The 18,095-nt window shown below is 49.6% G+C and carries 13 protein-coding genes and 1 tRNA gene; 12 read left to right on the top strand and 2 right to left on the bottom strand.

The window, feature by feature from the left end:
• The first annotated feature begins 8 nt into the window (after positions 1 to 8).
• On the top strand, positions 9 to 1,430 hold the full coding sequence (gene pyk / locus AC9UFE_RS00580; RefSeq protein WP_509544637.1) for a pyruvate kinase: 1,422 nt from the start codon (positions 9 to 11) through the stop codon (positions 1,428 to 1,430).
• 7 nt (positions 1,431 to 1,437) lie between these two features.
• On the opposite strand, the gene AC9UFE_RS00575 is transcribed toward pyk, so the two are convergent.
• Positions 1,438 to 1,523 (bottom strand) — tRNA-Leu (locus AC9UFE_RS00575).
• A gap of 70 nt (positions 1,524 to 1,593) precedes the next feature.
• Here AC9UFE_RS00575 and AC9UFE_RS00570 point away from each other — a divergent pair.
• Positions 1,594 to 2,175, top strand: a complete 582-nt coding sequence (locus AC9UFE_RS00570; RefSeq protein WP_509544634.1) for an ANTAR domain-containing response regulator — start codon at positions 1,594 to 1,596, stop codon at positions 2,173 to 2,175.
• Here AC9UFE_RS00570 and AC9UFE_RS00565 read toward each other — a convergent pair.
• Entirely contained in the window at positions 2,150 to 2,596 is a 447-nt protein-coding gene (locus AC9UFE_RS00565) for a PaaI family thioesterase (RefSeq protein WP_509544631.1), read from the bottom strand. The two genes, AC9UFE_RS00570 and AC9UFE_RS00565, sit on opposite strands and share 26 nt — an antisense overlap.
• Positions 2,597 to 2,646: 50 nt before the next feature.
• Here AC9UFE_RS00565 and polA point away from each other — a divergent pair, with 50 nt between their 5' ends.
• From polA to gap, 10 genes are all read left to right on the top strand, one after another.
• Positions 2,647 to 5,325 (top strand): DNA polymerase I, encoded by a 2,679-nt coding sequence (polA, locus tag AC9UFE_RS00560; RefSeq protein ID WP_509544628.1) that lies wholly within the window; start codon positions 2,647 to 2,649, stop codon positions 5,323 to 5,325.
• A 143-nt stretch (positions 5,326 to 5,468) separates the two neighbouring features.
• The gene (rpsA, locus tag AC9UFE_RS00555) at positions 5,469 to 6,935 is read left to right on the top strand and encodes a 30S ribosomal protein S1 (RefSeq protein ID WP_509544625.1); all 1,467 of its coding nucleotides are present in this window, start codon (positions 5,469 to 5,471) and stop codon (positions 6,933 to 6,935) included.
• A gap of 69 nt (positions 6,936 to 7,004) precedes the next feature.
• Positions 7,005 to 7,607, top strand: a complete 603-nt coding sequence (gene coaE, locus AC9UFE_RS00550; RefSeq protein ID WP_509544622.1) for a dephospho-CoA kinase — start codon at positions 7,005 to 7,007, stop codon at positions 7,605 to 7,607.
• Position 7,608: 1 nt separating this feature from the next.
• Positions 7,609 to 9,681, top strand: coding sequence for an excinuclease ABC subunit UvrB (uvrB, locus tag AC9UFE_RS00545; RefSeq protein WP_509544618.1), 2,073 nt, complete (start codon positions 7,609 to 7,611; stop codon positions 9,679 to 9,681).
• 31 nt (positions 9,682 to 9,712) lie between these two features.
• Positions 9,713 to 12,574: an excinuclease ABC subunit UvrA gene (gene uvrA / locus AC9UFE_RS00540; protein ID WP_509544615.1), complete on the top strand. Its 2,862-nt coding sequence runs from the start codon at positions 9,713 to 9,715 to the stop codon at positions 12,572 to 12,574.
• Complete coding sequence (gene uvrC / locus AC9UFE_RS00535) at positions 12,575 to 14,434, top strand: excinuclease ABC subunit UvrC (protein WP_509544613.1); 1,860 nt, start codon at positions 12,575 to 12,577, stop codon at positions 14,432 to 14,434.
• A gap of 51 nt (positions 14,435 to 14,485) precedes the next feature.
• On the top strand, positions 14,486 to 15,361 hold the full coding sequence (gene rapZ / locus AC9UFE_RS00530; protein ID WP_509544611.1) for an RNase adapter RapZ: 876 nt from the start codon (positions 14,486 to 14,488) through the stop codon (positions 15,359 to 15,361).
• 3 nt (positions 15,362 to 15,364) lie between these two features.
• Positions 15,365 to 16,345: a DNA-binding protein WhiA gene (gene whiA, locus AC9UFE_RS00525; RefSeq protein WP_509544609.1), complete on the top strand. Its 981-nt coding sequence runs from the start codon at positions 15,365 to 15,367 to the stop codon at positions 16,343 to 16,345.
• A gap of 50 nt (positions 16,346 to 16,395) precedes the next feature.
• Positions 16,396 to 17,019, top strand: coding sequence for a superoxide dismutase (locus tag AC9UFE_RS00520; protein WP_509544606.1), 624 nt, complete (start codon positions 16,396 to 16,398; stop codon positions 17,017 to 17,019).
• Between the two features lie 70 nt (positions 17,020 to 17,089).
• On the top strand, positions 17,090 to 18,094 hold the full coding sequence (gene gap / locus AC9UFE_RS00515; RefSeq protein ID WP_509544603.1) for a type I glyceraldehyde-3-phosphate dehydrogenase: 1,005 nt from the start codon (positions 17,090 to 17,092) through the stop codon (positions 18,092 to 18,094).
• The last annotated feature ends 1 nt before the right edge of the window (position 18,095 follow it).

The raw sequence follows: 18,095 nt of genomic DNA, 5'->3' as shown, positions 1-18,095 counted from the left end.
GGAATCAAATGAGACGGGCAAAAATTGTTGCGACTCTAGGGCCTGCCAGCTCTAGTTACGACCAACTTCGAGCGATTATCGAAGCAGGCGTCGACGTTGCCAGAATGAACCTTAGTCACGGCAGCTACGACGTGCACGAACAGATCTATCGCGATGTTCGAAAAGCGGCTAGCGATTTAGACAAGCCAGTTGGAGTGTTTGTCGATTTGCAGGGTCCAAAGATCCGCTTGACAAAGTTCAAAGAGGGCCCAGTGATGCTGGAAAAGGGAGCAACCTTCAAGATCACTACCGACGAAATCGAAGGTGATGTCAACATCTGCGGGACAACCTTCAAGGGTTTACCAGGGGATGTGAATGTCGGTGATTTCCTTCTAATTGACGATGGAAAAGTAAAACTTCGTGCGGTAGAAGTTTCAGACACCACTGTTACGACCATCGTTGAGATACCCGGGCAGGTTTCAAACAATAAGGGTATTAATCTTCCAGGTGTTGCAGTCAATGTTCCAGCTCTTTCAGAAAAGGACGAGGAAGATCTGCGGTGGGCGCTGAAGTTGGGTGTAGACATGGTCGCTCTTTCCTTTGTCAGAAACGCCTCCGACATCGAACGGGTGCAAGAGATTATGCGCGAGGAGGGCCGCAAGGTTCCAGTAATCGCAAAAATTGAGAAACCGCAAGCCGTTGAGAATCTTGAAGAAATCATTGATGCCTTTGATGCGATCATGGTTGCGCGAGGCGACCTTGGTGTTGAACTTCCGCTTGAGCAGGTTCCAATAGTCCAGAAGCGCGCTGTTGAGCTCGCAAGGCGCTGGGCAAAGCCAGTAATAGTTGCCACCCAGATGCTTGAATCAATGATCTCCTCAAGCATCCCAACTCGTGCCGAGACAAGCGACGTTGCCAATGCTGTCCTAGATGGCGCTGACGCCCTGATGCTTTCTGGTGAAACCAGCGTTGGTTCATTTCCCGTTGAAACCGTTTCGACCATGGCAAGAATCATCAAGTCCACTGAGGAAAATGGTCTTTCGAGGATTCCAGACTTAGGAACAAAACCACACACTCAAGGAGGAGCTGTTTCCTTCGCTGCTATGGAAATTGCAGAGCTTCTTGGTTCAAAGTTTGTTTGTGTGTTCACAGAAGGTGGAGATTCACTTAGAAGAATATCTAGGTTGAGATCGGCCGTACCCGTTCTTTCGTTCACGCCGAATGTTCAAACCGCTCGTGAGCTCTCATTGGTGTGGGGATCGAAGACATTCATCGTTCCAAAAGTGACCCATACGGACGCAATGTTCGAGCAGGTTGACATTTCTGTCTTGGACCAGGGAATGTGCAAGGTTGGCGATGAGGTGGTAGTTGTCGCCGGAACTCCTCCTGGAGTCCCAGGCTCGACTAACACCCTAAGAGTTCACAAGGTTGGAACTGGGGCCAACAGTTAGGATTTCGTGGTGCCGGAAGTGGGATTCGAACCCACACGTCCTTTCGAACAAAGCATTTTGAGTGCTCCGCGTCTGCCGTTCCGCCATTCCGGCAGTACCACGTCAATAACTCTAACCGATTTGTTTTGGCGTCAGCACCCCAAAGTGCCATAAAGTAAGCGACATGGAACAGATCTCTAAGCGGCGGATAGTAGTTGCTGAGGACGAATCATTAATCAGGATGGACATCGTCGAAACCTTGAAGGATCAAGGATTTGATGTTGTTGGTGAAGCAGGAGACGGCCTAAAGGCCATCGAGCTTGCAAAACAACTCAAGCCGGATCTTATGGTTATGGACATCAAGATGCCAGACATGGATGGTCTTTCGGCTGCAGAGCAAATCGCCCAGCTGCGTATTCCAGTTGTGTTTCTAACAGCTTTTAATCAGCAGGAGTTAGTCTCAAGGGCATCCGAGGTCGGTGCAATGGCATTTTTAGTTAAACCTTTTTCCCCTGACGATCTTCTTCCCGCCATAGAGGTGGCGATTTCGCGGCATCAGCAACTTACCCAGTTAGAGATGGAAGTATCTGATTTAACTGAAAGGCTGGAGACCAGAAAGCTTGTTGAAAGAGCTAAAGGGGTTCTTGGTGTTCAAATGGGTCTATCCGAGCCAGACGCCTTTAGGTGGATTCAGAAAGCAGCCATGGACCGCCGTATCGGCATGGTCGATGTTGCAAAGACTATTCTTGATCAGCTGGAGAAGTAGATTTTCTTATCAGATTAGTTATCCGCACTGTCGAAAGTCTCTCACCAGCTTCGTTTGTAACTACTATCTCATGAACAGTAAGTGTTTTTCCTAACGAAAGGGCAGTAGCGGTTCCCGTAACTGTTCCTTTTGTGGCTGACTTGGTATGCGACGCAGAAATCTCGATTCCAACCGCATGACCGCCTGGATGTGCCCAGACATTAGCGGCAAAAGATCCTAGAGTCTCGCCGAGCACAAGATAGGCGCCGCCGTGAAGCAAACCAATCGGTTGAGTGTTTCCCTCGACAGGCATAGTGGCAACCGCTCGCTCGGCACCAAGTTCCAGAATTTGTATTCCCATTTTTTCTGCAAGAGCCCCAACACCTCTTTGCGCGGAAACTTGCTTCGCAACGTCGCTCAAAATTGGGTCTTGGCTTGACATGCAACTTCCCTCTCATTGGTTTCACCTACAAGCAAAGTAGGCTTGCAATCATGAATCCTAAGCCTACCTTGATGCTTATTGACGGGCATTCTTTGGCTTTTCGAGCGTTCTATGCGCTAAATCCATCAAACTTCAAGACACCGGACGGCCAACACACCAACGCCGTACATGGATTCATCTCGATGTTGCTGAACTTACTTGAGGGTGAAAAACCCAGTCATCTGGCGGTCGCATTTGACATTTCGGGGCCTTCTTTCCGCGCCTCTGAGTATCCAGAGTACAAAGGTAACCGTGGAGAGACACCACCTGAGTTCTACGGTCAAACTGAATTACTAGAAGACGCCATGCAAAGCATGAACATCACAACCCTCACCAAGAAGGACTACGAGGCAGATGACATTCTTGCCTCACTCGCGGACCAGGCTAGTGCTGCAGGTTTTAAAGTACTTGTGGTTTCTGGGGATCGAGACACTTTTCAGCTCATCAGTGATGACACGACGATTCTTTACCCGATAAAGGGCGTAATGAACCTAGCCCGTATGGATGATTCGGCTGTTGTCGAAAGATATGGAATACATGCAAAGCAGTATCCGGATCTTGCAGCTCTTGTAGGTGAGACATCGGATAACCTTCCAGGTATTCCAGGCGTTGGTCCGAAAACCGCGGCCAAGTGGCTGCAACAACATGGCGACCTAAAGACAATTATTGAAAACGCTGCAGATGTTCCCGGCAAAGTGGGGGAGTCCCTTCGGGAGCACAGCGATTTAGCTCTTCGTAACCGCAGACTTAACCACCTGGTTCGTGATCTTGACATGGGTGTTGCGTTTGAGTCCTTTCGACTCACCGCTGTGGATGAAACCCGGGTTAGAGCGGCATTCACAAAAATGCACTTCAAAACCCTTACCGAGCGTGTACTCAGATTGCGCGGCACATCTGGTAGTCAAACCAATGGCCTTGCAGCGGCCCCCGTGTCGTCAATCACGCCAACGGCCGAAAAAGTCACGCAAGAGACTGTTGCTGAAAGACTAGAAATTCCCATGTCAAATAGTCTTTCTGAGATTGATTTGATGAAGTGGTTGTCAGATAAGGAGATTGTCGGCCTAGAAATTGAAGAGTCTGACAATGGATTGCTTTTTGGATTCGCTTCTCCAAAGAGCAGAGTTTTTCTTTCTGGGAAGCATTCCAAGGCACTGGCTGGCTGGTTAGTGGATGCATCACGCAAAAAAGTTCTCTTCGATTACAAGGGAACCAAACGGCTGTTAATCGAGCAAGGCTTGGATATCGATGGGGTTTTAGATGATGCGCTCTTGCTCGCGTATCTACTGAATCCTGTACGCAGGAACTTCTACGTTGATGACATTGTCGAGGAGTACCTAGGCATATCTGTAACAAGATCCGATCCGAATCAGTTGATCCCCGAGCAAAACATCGACCCAAGCTTGGATGCTTGGCTAGCGCTGTCCTTGGCGCCAGTAATGACGTCTCAAGTTCAGTCACAGAATCAAGACAAGGTTTATCGTCAAATTGAGATACCTAGCTCCAGATCCTTGGCACTAATGGAAAGTGTTGGGATCTCAATTGACGCAAAGCTCTTGCAGGCGCTGTTTGACACTCTTACCAAGGAAGTTTCTCAGATTGCCGATGCGGCCTTCAAAATCATTGGCAAAGAGATCAACTTGGCATCGCCGAAGCAACTGCAGGTTGTGCTCTTTGAGGACCTCGGCATGAAGGGGACCAAGTCCCTAAAGACCGGATTCTCAACCAACGCCGCTTCGCTAACAGAGCTCTTTGATAAAACCGGGCATCCATTTCTTGAGAAACTACTGGCCCACCGAGATTCAACGAAGTTAAAGCAAATGGTGGAGACCCTTCTGAAAGCTGTGGAGCAAGACAGCAAAATCCATACAACCTATGTCCAAACCGGAACCTCAACCGGCCGACTTAGCTCTGAGAACCCAAACCTGCAGAACATTCCAATTCGAAACCCCCGAGGTGCTCAGATTAGGGACGCCTTTATTGCGTCAAAAGGCTTCGAATCGATAATGACGGCCGACTACTCCCAGATCGAAATGCGAATCATGGCGCATTTGTCAGAGGACCCAGGTCTTATTGAAGCTTTCAACGCGGGAGAGGATCTCCACCGTTTTGTGGGTTCGAGGATTTTTGGCGTGACACCGTCTGATGTCACTTCGGAAATGCGCGCTCAGGTTAAGGCGATGAGTTACGGATTGGTCTATGGGCTAAGTGAATACGGGTTGGCCAAACAGCTCGGGTTATCAAATGCTGATGCTAAACAGCTCATGAAAGATTATTTTGAAAGGTTTGGGGGAGTTAGGAAGTACCTGGCAAAGGTTGTAGAAGACGCCAAAGCTGTTGGCTACACCACCACATACCACGGCCGAAGAAGACCTTTTGATGACTTAAATAGTTCCATATTCCAAGTGCGGGAGAATGCCAGACGGGCCGCACTGAATGCTCCAATTCAGGGCACAGCTGCAGACATCATGAAGCTGGCCATGAATCAAATTCAAGAAGCACTCGAAGCGAAGTCCATGCGGTCAAGGATGCTGCTTCAAGTCCATGACGAGCTAGTTTTCGAGGTTTACCCGGGCGAAGCCAAGGCCCTAGAGGACCTTGTCCTGGACAAGATGTCTAATGTGGTGAAGCTTTCAGTGCCCTTGGATGTCCAGATTGGCACGGGTAGGAGCTGGGACAAGGCCGCCCACTAGGCCTTTGTCTCCTTCGTCGATTGCAGGTAGGCTTAGGGGGCGCGAAAGCGCAATCCCTTATCCGCCGTTGCGGTAGCAATTTCCCTCCATTACGGAGCGCTATCGCGACCTGAGTATGCAAAGCAAATGGAGCACCTTTCTCTATGACAACTGAATCAACCACCAAAGCCCCAAAGCAAGTAGCCATCAATGACATTGGCACTGCCGAAGAATTCCTAGCAGCAGTTGAAAAGACCCTTAAGTTCTTCAATGACGGAGACCTAATCCAAGGAACAGTAGTAAAAATTGACCGTGATGAGGTCCTGCTAGATGTTGGGTATAAAACCGAAGGAGTGATTCCTTCTCGTGAACTTTCAATCCGCCACGATGCAGACCCAGGAGATATCGTCTCTGTTGGAGACACCATTGAGGCTCTTGTCTTGCAGAAAGAGGACAAAGAAGGTCGTCTAATTCTTTCCAAGAAGCGTGCTCAGTACGAGAGGGCGTGGGGAGATGTTGAGAAAATCAAGGCAGCCGACACCACCGTTACCGGAACTGTCATCGAAGTTGTCAAGGGTGGACTTATTGTTGACATCGGGCTTCGTGGATTCCTACCTGCTTCTCTTATTGAACTTCGCCGTGTTCGTGATCTTGCTCCATATCTTGGTCAAGAAGTAGAAGCCAAGATTCTAGAACTTGACAAGAACCGTAACAACGTAGTTCTTTCAAGGCGTGCACTTCTAGAGCAGAGTCAGTCAGCTTCCAGATCAACATTCCTTGCAGATCTTGCCAAGGGTCAGATTAGAACAGGCGTTGTTTCATCAATCGTAAACTTTGGTGCTTTCATCGACCTAGGTGGCGTAGATGGTTTGGTACACGTATCTGAGCTTTCCTGGAAGCACATCGAGCATGCATCTGAGGTAGTCGAGATCGGACAAGAAGTAACCGTTGAGGTTTTGGAAGTTGATCAAGACCGTGAGCGTGTTTCCCTTTCGTTGAAGGCGACCCAGGAAGACCCATGGCAGGTATTTGCTAGAACTCACTCGATTGGTCAGTACGCACCGGGCAAGGTAACCAAGCTAGTTCCGTTTGGTGCTTTCGTTCGTGTTGCAGATGGGATCGAGGGCCTTGTCCACATCTCAGAGCTATCAACCAAGCACATCGAATTAGCTGAGCAGGTTGTTTCAGCCAATCAGGACGTTTTCGTGAAGGTCATCGACATTGACCTTGAGAGAAGAAGAATATCGCTCTCATTGAAGCAGGCACTTGAGGAAGTTAACCCAGAGGGTAAAGACTTCAACCCGGCTCTTTATGGAATGTACGCAGAGTACGACGAGAAGGGCGACTACAAGTATCCAGATGGTTTTGATCCTGCAACTAGCGAATGGCAACCTGGACACGAAGAAGCTAGAGCCAAGTGGGAGAAAGAGTACTCCGAAGCTAACGAACGGTGGGTAGAACATAAGAAGCAGGTTGCGGTTGCAAACAAGCTTGCTGCCTCTTTACCGGATGTTCCTGCGCCTAGCCAACCGCTAGCTGAGTCATCAGCTGTTGCTGAAGGATCAGCTGGCACACTTTCCGAAGACGCGTCACTAAGCGCACTGCGTGACAAGCTTACGGACAAAGAGTAGAACATATTAATCTTTGAATCGGGGCCTGGACATTCCAGAGCCCCGATTCGAGCTTTATAGGATGGGTCAATGTATCTCGTCGGACTAACAGGAGGCATTGCCTCAGGAAAGTCCTATGTCGCGAGCGTGCTTGCCCAGTTCGGCGCAAGCACAGTCGATGCCGATCAGGTAGCTAGAGATGTTGTTGTCCCTGGTTCGCCAGGCTTAGTTCAGGTTGTCGGTGCTTTTGGATACGAGATTTTGCTTCCTAGTGGTGATCTTGACCGTGCAAAGCTTGGAAACATTGTGTTCACTGACCCAAAGAAGCGACTCGAGCTTGAAAGTATTTTGCATCCTTTGATTAGAGCGCGCACCACCCAACTAATAGGCGAACAAGTATCGGACATTGTTGTCTATGCTGTGCCATTACTTGTTGAGGCAAGTGTTGATTACCCATTTGATGCAATCATTACCGTCGAGGCCGGAGTTGAGAATCAAGTATCTAGACTCATGGCGTCTCGCTCGATGCCCGAATCAGAAGCCAAAAAGAGGATTGACGCGCAAACCAGCAGAGCTGAACGTGAGGCCCGAGCGGACTTTGTTATCGATAGCTCTGGAACAAAAGAGCAAACAAAACAGCAAGTTGAGCTGGTCTGGATACAGCTTTTAGAGTCTGCAAGGGCCAAGGGATAAAGTGCAGCGAACTAGATCCTTCACTCCTTTTAAGGTCGAGAGTGACTTCAAACCCTCGGGCGATCAGCCAACAGCAATTGCAGAGCTTGTTCGGCGAATCAACGCCGGAGAAAAAGACGTTGTGTTGCTTGGTGCTACCGGAACCGGTAAGTCGGCTACTACCGCCTGGCTAATTGAAGCACTGCAGCGACCAACGCTTGTAATGGCACACAATAAGACACTCGCGGCACAGCTGGTTACTGAGCTTAGGCAGATGTTTCCAAACAATGCGGTTGAGTACTTTGTCAGCTACTACGACTACTACCAGCCAGAGGCATATGTGCCACAGACCGACACTTTTATTGAGAAGGATTCCAGCATCAACGAGGAAGTTGAACGCCTTCGTTACTCAGCAACCATGAGCCTACTTTCCAGACGGGATGTAATCGTAGTATCCACGGTCTCCTGCATCTACGGCTTAGGGGCTCCAAAAGAGTATTTGGACCAATCAATTCCTTTGCAAGTAGGTCAAAGAATTGATAGGGATGAGCTCATCAGAGAGTTCGTCAAAATCCAGTATCAACGCAACGACATTGATTTCTCCAGAGGCAACTTTAGAGTCAAAGGCGACACCATCGAGATTATTCCCGTCTATGACGAGTTTGCTACCCGAGTGCAATTCTTTGGAGACGAAATTGAAGCGATTTACTCGCTACACCCACTAACGGGAGATGTCATAAAGAAGCTTGACTCTGTTGGGATTTTCCCGGCCAGTCACTATGTAGCCTCTCCGGTGCAGATGGGACGCGCCATTGAAGAGATTGAAAACGAGCTTGCTGCCAGACTTCGGGAGTTCGAAGCATCTGGAAAGTTACTAGAAGCCCAGCGAATCAAGATGAGGACCAATTTCGATCTTGAGATGATTCGTGAGCTCGGCTTTTGCTCCGGTATTGAGAACTACTCGAGGCACATCGATGGTCGAGCTCCAGGGGAACCACCGTCTTGCCTACTCGATTATTTCCCCGAAGATTTCCTCACGGTCATAGATGAGTCACATGCCACTGTTCCTCAAATTGGTGCGATGTATGAGGGAGACTCGTCGAGAAAACGAACTCTAGTGGAACACGGCTTTAGGTTGCCATCAGCTCTTGATAACAGACCACTTCGCTGGACTGAGTTTCAGCAGCGCGTTGGCCAAACTGTTTATCTATCCGCAACGCCGGGAAAGTATGAGCTTGCGGCAGCAGATGGGGTAGTGGAGCAAATAATCAGACCTACCGGCCTAGTCGATCCAAAGATTGTTCTAAAGCCAACAAAGGGCCAGATTGACGACCTTCTCGAAGAGATCCGCATCAGGGCTGCGAAGGATGAGCGAGTTCTAGTTACCACTCTGACTAAGAAGATGGCTGAGGAGCTTACCGATTTTCTCTCCGAGGCTGGAGTCAAGGTCAGATACCTGCATTCGGATGTGGATACCCTCAAGCGAGTGGAGCTACTTCGGCAACTGCGTCAGGGTGTGTTTGATGTTCTGGTCGGAATCAACTTGCTACGCGAGGGTCTAGATCTACCCGAAGTTTCGCTGGTGGCAATTCTGGATTCCGACAAAGAGGGTTTCTTGCGATCCGCAACCTCCTTAGTTCAGACAATAGGAAGGGCTGCAAGAAACATTAACGGTGAAGTGCACATGTATGGCGACAACCTCACTGAGTCAATGAGAAAGGCGATTGACGAGACCACCAGAAGAAGAGAAAAACAGGTTGCCTACAACAAGGCACTCGGTGTTGATCCACAGCCACTTCAAAAGAAGATCATCGACATCACCGACCAGATTGAGCGCGAAGAACTTGACACTGCAGAACTTATCGCTGAACTAGGTAAGGCCAAGGGCCGTAAGGCAACGGCAGTTCCCCTGAGATCAAATCGTGGGATTGCTGCCATGGCCCAAGACGAAATCCTGGCGGTCGTTATGGACCTCGATGCCCAAATGAGGCATGCCGCCAGCGAACTTCAGTTTGAACTGGCCGCAAGGCTAAGAGATGAAATTGCCGAGCTAAAACACGAACTCAGACAAATGAAGAAGGCTGGGCACATCTAGTGCCACTTTGCTCAGAGCTAAGCTAGGGAGAATGAGCGCCAAAGACACAATGAATCTCAACCATCTGGTGGTCAAGGGTGCGCGGGTTCATAACCTAAAGAACATCACTGTCGAAATGCCACGCAATTCCCTCGTGGTTTTCACCGGGCTTTCGGGCTCGGGTAAATCCTCACTTGCCTTCGACACCATCTTTGCCGAGGGCCAGAGACGCTATGTCGAGTCGCTTTCAGCGTATGCGAGACAGTTTCTTGGCCAGGTGGATCGCCCTGATGTTGATTTCATTGAAGGCCTAAGTCCGGCAGTTTCAATTGACCAAAAGTCAACAAACCGTAACCCAAGATCAACCGTAGGAACAATTACAGAAATTCACGACTATCTGAGGCTGCTCTGGGCTCGAATTGGAATTGCATATTGCTCTGAGTGTGGCGAGAAAATAGTAAAGCAAACCCCTCAACAGATCGTTGATCAAGTTCTGGAAAATCCTGAAGGCACCAAGTTCCAGGTTCTCGCTGAGCTAGTGGATCAGAAGAAGGGTGAGTTCTCAGACCTCTTTCGTGACCTGATTTCTCAAGGATATGCACGTGCGGTTGTTGACGGTGAGACCATAACCTTGTCCGAAGCCAAGCCACTCAAGAAGACGTTCAAGCACGACATAGCCGTTGTTGTTGATCGACTAGCAATCAAGGCGGGAATCTCAGGCCGACTCACAGACTCAATAGAAACAGCGCTTAAGCTTGCTGGAGGCAAGGTCACAATCGACTTTGTTGATCGAAAAGGCAAAGAGGCTAGAAGAAATTTCTCCGAACAGATGTCTTGCCCAAACGATCACCCATTGGCTCTAACTGAGATTGAACCCCGCACATTTTCCTTCAACGCACCCTTCGGAGCCTGCCAAGCCTGCTCTGGACTTGGAACGAAAATGGCTGTCGATGAAGACCTGGTAATTGGTGATCCAGAAGCGTCGATTATAGACGGTGTGATATTGCCATGGTCAACACAGGGCAAAGGCCTGTTCCACTACTTCTCTCGGATGCTCCAAGGCTTAGCCAAGGACCTCTCATTCTCGCTAAAGACTCCTTGGAGTGACTTGCCAGAGGAAGTTCGTTTTGCAGTTCTAAACGGCAACGATTTCGACGTCCAAGTCAAGTGGAAAAACCGTTACGGTCGCGAGCTGCGATACACAACAGGCTTTGAGGGTGTGCTCAAGTACATAGAAAGAAAGTACCTTGAGTCTGAGAATGACTATGCAAGGGGGAAGTGGGCAGGTTTCCTCAGAGAGATCAACTGTCCCGAGTGTGACGGCGCAAGACTCAGGCCAGAAGTGCTTGCAGTAAAAATCGGAAAATCATCAATTGCCGATGTTGCTTCACTTAGTTTGGGTGAGTGCGTTGAGTTCTTTGCCGGAATCAAACTAGACAAGCGCGATGAGAAGATCGCCGCTCAGGTACTTCGTGAGATTCGGGCAAGACTTGATTTTCTCATGGCCGTTGGCCTGGACTATCTTTCGCTTTCTAGAGCCGCTGGATCGCTTTCCGGTGGAGAGGCCCAACGCATCCGGCTTGCAACACAGATTGGTTCTGGTCTTACTGGGGTGCTTTACGTCCTTGATGAGCCATCTATCGGCTTGCATCAAAGGGACAACCGGCGTCTAATCGAAACACTCATCAAGCTGCGTGATCTTGGAAACACTCTCGTTGTCGTTGAGCACGATGAGGACACGATCAAGACCTCTGACTGGATAATTGACATCGGGCCAGGCGCTGGAGTTGACGGTGGAACGGTCGTGCACTCTGGAACCTACAAGGACATTCTCCAAAACAAGGCCTCAATCACAGGGGATTATCTTTCTGGCCGCAAGAGTATTTCAACTCCCAAAAAGAGAAGAGCGATAGATCCAAAGCGCACTTTGTCAGTCGTCGGAGCCAAGGCAAACAACCTCAAGAACTTGACTGTCAATTTCCCGCTCGGAGTGTTTATTGCGGTTACCGGTGTCAGCGGATCTGGTAAATCAACCCTGGTGAACGACATTTTGTATAACGTTCTTGCAAACTCACTCAATGGAGCGAAGCTAGTTGCAGGTAAACACACACGTATCACTGGAGTGAATCAGCTAGACAAAGTGGTCCACGTTGATCAAAATCCCATAGGCAGGACCCCGCGCTCGAACCCTGCTACCTACACAGGGGTATTTGATCACATAAGAAAGCTCTTCACTGAAACATCCGAGTCCAAGGCTAGGGGTTACCAGCAGGGTCGATTCTCGTTCAACGTTAAGGGAGGACGATGCGAAGCCTGCAGTGGCGATGGAACCATACGCATTGAGATGAACTTCTTACCGGACGTCTATGTTCTCTGCGAGGTATGCCAGGGGGCAAGATACAACCGCGAAACACTGCAGGTTAAGTACAAGGGTAAATCAATATCAGAGGTACTTGAGATGCCAATCGCCGAGGCTGCCGTATTCTTTGAAGCCATAAATTCAATATCGCGTTACCTCACAACCTTGGTGGACGTGGGGCTTGGTTATGTGCGGTTGGGTCAATCAGCAACAACCCTGTCTGGGGGAGAGGCCCAACGAGTCAAGCTTGCAACCGAGCTTCAACGCAGGTCTACTGGCAGGACAATTTACGTACTCGACGAACCAACAACCGGATTGCACTTCGAAGATGTGCGGAAGCTTCTGATTGTGCTGAACTCCCTTGTAGATAAAGGAAACACCGTTATTGTGATTGAGCACAACCTTGATGTTATTAAATCAGCCGACTGGTTACTGGACCTTGGCCCAGAGGGTGGATTCCGCGGTGGTGAGCTTGTTGCCGAAGGAACACCTGAGCAGGTGGCTAAGAACAAAGCCAGCTTTACGGGAGCATTTTTGAAGGAAGTTCTTAGCTAAATGGCAAACGAGCTTTCGTTTAGACCAAAAACCTCTGAGATACCCACGCGACCAGGTGTCTACCGCTTCTATGACGATAAGAGAAGGATTCTGTACGTCGGCAAGGCAAAGAACCTTAGAGCTCGGCTGCAAAGCTACTTTGCTCCTCTTGATTCGCTTCATGAGAGAACCCGCAGAATGGTTCAAAGCGCTGCCGATGTTGACTGGACTATTGTGAAAACTGAGTTCGAAGCCCTGCAACTTGAATTCACCTGGATAAAGGAATTCAATCCACCATTTAACATTCGCTTCAAAGACGACAAGTCTTATCCGTATTTGACCGTGTCGATGTCAGACAAGGTGCCACGCGTTTTTGTGACTCGTAACCGTGAACTCAAGGGTGTCAAATACTTTGGCCCCTACACTCAAGCCTGGGCACTAAGGCAAACCCTAGACACTCTCTTGAAAGCATTTCCGGTTAGATCGTGCTCGTCGGGTGTATTCGCGACTGCTAAAAGAAGCAACCGGCCATGTTTACTGGCGGACATTGGTAAGTGTTCAGCGCCCTGCGTCGCACGTATAAGCGAACCAGAGCACCACGATTTAGCAAAAGAGCTAGTGAGCTTCATGAACGGAATGGATCCTGAGCAAGTAGAAATTCTTCGAGCAAAAATGATTCAGGCATCAGAAAGTGAGAATTTCGAACTTGCAGCCAGACTTCGAGATAACATCGAGGCCCTAGAAACTGTTCTAGAGAAAAGTTCCGTCGTCTTTAGTGACCTAACGGATGCTGATCTATTTGGAATAGCACACGATGAACTTGCTGCCACGATCTCACTCTTCTCTGTCCGAGGTGGCAGGATTCGGGGTGTGCGGGCGTGGACCATGGATAAGGAACTCGATCAAAGCCTTGACGAGTTAGTGCGCCAGATTATCCTGTTCGCCTACTCGCCGGTAGCTGGAGTAGAAGCGCCAGCAATACCTAAAGAGGTACTCGTGCCTTCCTTGCCTGAAGACTCTATTGATCTCGAGCAGTTTCTTTTGACACTTCGCGGCTCGGCGGTTTCTTTGCGAGTTCCAAAAAGGGGAGATAAGGCTGAACTTGCCAAGACCGCCCTTGAGAACGCCGAACACGCCTTAGCGCTTTACAAAACAAGAAGAGTTTCTGATTTCGCGGCTCGGACAGACGCTCTTAACCGGTTAGCTGCTGCACTTGATCTAGCAGACGCACCCTTGCGAATTGAATGCTACGACATTTCTCATCTGTCCGGAACCGACATTGTCGGATCTATGGTGGTCTTTGAAGATGGTCTTCCAAGAAAGGCCCACTATCGACAGTTCAACATTGATAAGGCTTCTGATGATACCGACGCGATTTACCAGGTCTTGACTAGAAGACTGAAGTACCTCAGAGACCCTGCAACGGTCGATGAGGGAAGATTCAGCTACGTTCCTTCCTTGATTGTTGTTGACGGCGGAATTGGGCAGGTTAATGCGGCAGCTCGGGCTGTTGAGGATAGTGGCGTGACAGGACTTGCGGTCTGCGGACTAGCAAAAAGACTCGAGGAGGTTTGGCAGGCCGGAAACGAGAACCCCATCATCCTCTCAAGAGCATCTGAGGAGCTATTTTTGCTACAAAGGCTTAGAGATGAGTCCCATCGATTCGCATTATCCGCCTCTCGACGCAATCGATCCAGCGCAATCTCGTCCTCGCTTCTAGAGATTCCTGGGCTTGGCGAGAAACGTGTGATGGCTCTTTTGAAGCGATTCGGTTCTGCTAAGCGACTAAAGATTGCAACTTTGGAAGAGATATCTGACGTTGCTGGTATTGGGAGAGACCTTGCCAGGCAGGTATTAGAACAGCTAAAGCTGGATCGATAACGCACTCGGGCGTGTCGGAATTTCATTAGACTTATGCCCTGAAAGGGTGCAATGGTCGAGAATCTAAGGCACGAGCTGCTTGTCGTTACAGGCATGTCAGGGGCAGGGCGCTCAACCGTGGGAAATGCCCTTGAGGACCTTGGTTGGTATGTAGTTGATAACTTGCCGCCGATCATGCTGGAACCAATTACCGATCTCTTCACAAACACCAAAACCCCGGTTCCTAGGCTTGCGGTGATAATCGATGTTCGAGGTGGAGAGTTCTTCACTGAACTTGAGCAGAACATCGCCTTACTCGAGGGCAAGACCGTAGGCGTTCGTGTCGCATTTCTCGAGGCTAACGACGCGACTCTGGTGAAGAGATTTGAATCCGTTCGCAGGCCACATCCACTTCAAGGAACAGGAACAATTCTCGATGGCATCGCCGAAGAAAGAAGAAGGCTGCTACCACTTCGTGAGTCTGCGGATGTAATTATCGACACCTCCGATTTGAATGTTCACCAGCTTTCCACAAAAACTGCAGAGCACTTTTCTCTCGAAGCGACTAGCAAACTCTTACTAACAATCGTTAGCTTTGGTTTCAAATACGGGATTCCAGCTGATGCTGACAACGTTGCGGATGTTCGATTTATCCCAAACCCATTTTGGAACGAGGAGCTTCGCCCATACACCGGCCTAGATCAACAGGTTAGCGATTTTGTGCTAGCTCAAGAAGGCGCTATGGATTTTGTAACTAGTTACGTCAAATCGCTGGCTCCCGTTCTGGCTGGTTACGATCGCGAAAACAAACATTACGCGACAATAGCAATTGGGTGTACCGGGGGGAAGCACAGATCAGTTGCTGTCGCCACCGAACTTGGGAAAGCGTTAGAGACAAATAAAGACATATCCGTCTCGGTACGACACCGGGACTTGGGCAAGGAGTAGTCAATGGCTTTAACAGCAGACATCAAAGACGAGTTAGCGAGAATCGATGTTACGAAAAGCTCTGTTCGCGCCGCCGAGCTCGCAACAATTCTCCGTCTTGCCGGTGGATTGCACCTCGTGTCTGGCAAAGTCGTAATCGAAGTTGAACTTGACTCTGCGCAAGTTGCTAGAAGAGTTAGAAAAGATTTATCAGAACTGTTCGGCTGTGAAAGCGAGCTTTCAGTTATCTCTGCTGGCGGCATAAGGAAGACCAGTCGGTATCAGATCCGAGTACTGGGACAGGGCGACACCCTCGCCAGGCAGACAGGCCTGGTAGATAGCCGAGGTAGACCGGCCAGGGGACTACCCGCAACTCTGGTAGCAGGATCAATTGGGGAGGCTCAAGCGGTTTGGCGCGGAGCGTTCTTGGCTCACGGTTCATTAACTGATCCAGGAAGATCTGCTGCCCTTGAAGTAGGCGCTCCTGGAAATGAGGTTGCGATGGCCCTTGTTGGAGTGGCAAGGCGGCTTGGAATTATTGCAAAGCCTCGTGAGGTAAGAGGAATGTTCCGAGTTGTCATCAGAGACGGTGATGCCATTTCTGCAATGCTTACCCAGATGGGCGCCCATGGTCAGCTTCTTAAGTGGGAAGAGCTCCGGCTTCGCCGGGAGGTAAGAGCGACCGCTAACCGTCTTGCTAACTTTGACGACGCAAACCTCCGCCGCTCTGCTCAAGCTGCTGTTGCGGCAGGTGCAAGAGTTGGGCGAGCTCTAGAGATTCTGGGAGACGACATTCCAAAGCATCTAAAGTATGCAGGTGAGCTTCGCCTAAAGCACAAGCAGGCTAGCCTAGATGAGCTAGGGCGGTTGGCTAATCCACCAATGACCAAAGATGCTGTGGCGGGCCGAATTAGAAGACTTCTTTCTATGGCTGACAAGAAGGCGGAAGAGCTTGGTATAGAAGGCACAGACGTTTTCATGCCAGAAGAGCTTGAAAACGACTAGCCAATCAGAGATATCGCATAATAGAGACATGGACGAATAGGACCGAAAAAATGGGCAAGTACACACTTCCAGATCTAGGCTACGACTACGGAGCTCTTGAGCCGAACATTTCGGGTCGCATCATGGAGTTGCATCACGACAAGCATCATCTTGCCTACGTCAATGGAGCAAACAGCGCTCTTGATCTATTGGCCGAGGCCAGAGACAAGAACGATCTAACCTGGGTCAATAAGCTCCAGAAGGATCTTGCTTTCAACCTTGCAGGTCACGTAAATCACACTGTGTTTTGGAGGAACCTAAGCCCAGATGGTGGCGACAAGCCAACTGGAGAGATGGCAGCAGCCATCGATGAGTTCTTTGGAAGCTACGACGGATTCAGAGCACACTTCACCGCATCTGCCCTTGGTATCCAGGGCTCCGGATGGTCGATTCTCGCCTGGGACATTCTTGGATCGAAACTCATTATTGAGCAGCTCTATGACCACCAGGGAAACCTCGCTCCTGCAACCATTCCACTTCTGATGTTGGATATGTGGGAGCACGCCTTCTACCTCGATTACCAGAACGTGAAGGCCGACTATGTGAGCGCGTTCTGGAAGATTGTTTCCTGGCCCGATGTGCAAGCTCGTTTTGAGGCAGCTCGCGGCCAAACAAAGGGCTTACTGCTAGTCTGATATTTCCACCCGGGGCTGCGTGGATTCCCTCTGACAACCGCGCCCCTGGCGCCAAGCGAAATGGAACACCTTGACTACAAAAGTTGGAATAAATGGCTTTGGAAGAATTGGCCGCAACTACCTACGCGCTGAATTAGCAAAGAGCACTGATCTTGAGATCGTCGCCGTAAATGACCTCTCCGATCCAAAAGCTCTAGCCCATCTGCTGAAGTACGACTCAGTCACCGGTCGACTCAATCAAGATGTTCGAGTCGAGGGCCAGCACATTCTGGTTGGGGATTACAAGATCAAGGTTTTGGCCGAAAAGGACCCTTCAAGTCTGGGCTGGGGAGATCTCGGTGTTGACATCGTTATCGAGTCAACTGGACGCTTCACCGATGCTAAGGACGCGGTGAAGCACATAGAGGCTGGAGCCAAGAAAGTTCTGATTTCTGCGCCCGCTACCGGTGAAGATGCCACCTTCGTTATCGGTGTAAACGAGCATCTTTACGATCCAGCGAAACATCACATCATCTCGAATGCGTCTTGCACTACTAACTGCCTGGCGCCACTTGCAAAAGTTTTTAATGATGAGTTTGGAATTGTAAATGGCCTGATGACGACCATACATGCCTACACGGCTGATCAGAACCTGCAAGATGGCCCACACGGGGACCTTCGTCGCGCACGAGCAGCGGCAATTAACATTGTCCCTTCATCTACCGGTGCTGCAAAAGCAATCGGCATTGTCCTTCCGGAATTGAAAGGAAAGCTAGATGGTTTCGCGCTACGTGTGCCAGTTCCAACCGGCTCAATTACCGACCTCACTTTGGTTTCGGCTAAGAAAGTTACCATTGAGGAAATTAAGGCTGCCTACAAGAAGGCCGCAGCCGGTCCACTAAAGGGAATACTTCTATACACCGAAGACGAGATAGTTTCCTCCGACATAGTTACCGACCCACACTCTTCGATTTTCGACGCGGGTCTTGTAAAAGTCATTGACAACACGGTGAAGATTAGCGCCTGGTACGACAATGAGTGGGGTTACTCAAATAGACTTGTTGACCTTACTGTTTTGGTTGCGAACAAACTTTAGT

Origin of the sequence: Rhodoluna sp. (genome assembly GCF_044239955.1) — a bacterium.
GTDB lineage: Bacteria > Actinomycetota > Actinomycetes > Actinomycetales > Microbacteriaceae > Rhodoluna.
Note: the sequence above shows the minus strand (reverse complement) of the source record. Positions and strands in the feature narration are given on the sequence as shown.

Excerpts from the sequence above, each read along its gene's own strand:
- pyk (WP_509544637.1), top strand. The coding sequence starts at position 9 with ATGAGACGGGCAAAAATTGTTGCGACTCTAGGGCCTGCCAGCTCTAGT.
- AC9UFE_RS00570 (WP_509544634.1), top strand. The coding sequence starts at position 1,594 with ATGGAACAGATCTCTAAGCGGCGGATAGTAGTTGCTGAGGACGAATCA.
- AC9UFE_RS00565 (WP_509544631.1), bottom strand. The coding sequence starts at position 2,596 with ATGTCAAGCCAAGACCCAATTTTGAGCGACGTTGCGAAGCAAGTTTCC.
- polA (WP_509544628.1), top strand. The coding sequence starts at position 2,647 with ATGAATCCTAAGCCTACCTTGATGCTTATTGACGGGCATTCTTTGGCT.
- rpsA (WP_509544625.1), top strand. The coding sequence starts at position 5,469 with ATGACAACTGAATCAACCACCAAAGCCCCAAAGCAAGTAGCCATCAAT.
- coaE (WP_509544622.1), top strand. The coding sequence starts at position 7,005 with ATGTATCTCGTCGGACTAACAGGAGGCATTGCCTCAGGAAAGTCCTAT.
- uvrA (WP_509544615.1), top strand. The coding sequence starts at position 9,713 with ATGAGCGCCAAAGACACAATGAATCTCAACCATCTGGTGGTCAAGGGT.
- uvrC (WP_509544613.1), top strand. The coding sequence starts at position 12,575 with ATGGCAAACGAGCTTTCGTTTAGACCAAAAACCTCTGAGATACCCACG.
- rapZ (WP_509544611.1), top strand. The coding sequence starts at position 14,486 with ATGGTCGAGAATCTAAGGCACGAGCTGCTTGTCGTTACAGGCATGTCA.
- whiA (WP_509544609.1), top strand. The coding sequence starts at position 15,365 with ATGGCTTTAACAGCAGACATCAAAGACGAGTTAGCGAGAATCGATGTT.
- AC9UFE_RS00520 (WP_509544606.1), top strand. The coding sequence starts at position 16,396 with ATGGGCAAGTACACACTTCCAGATCTAGGCTACGACTACGGAGCTCTT.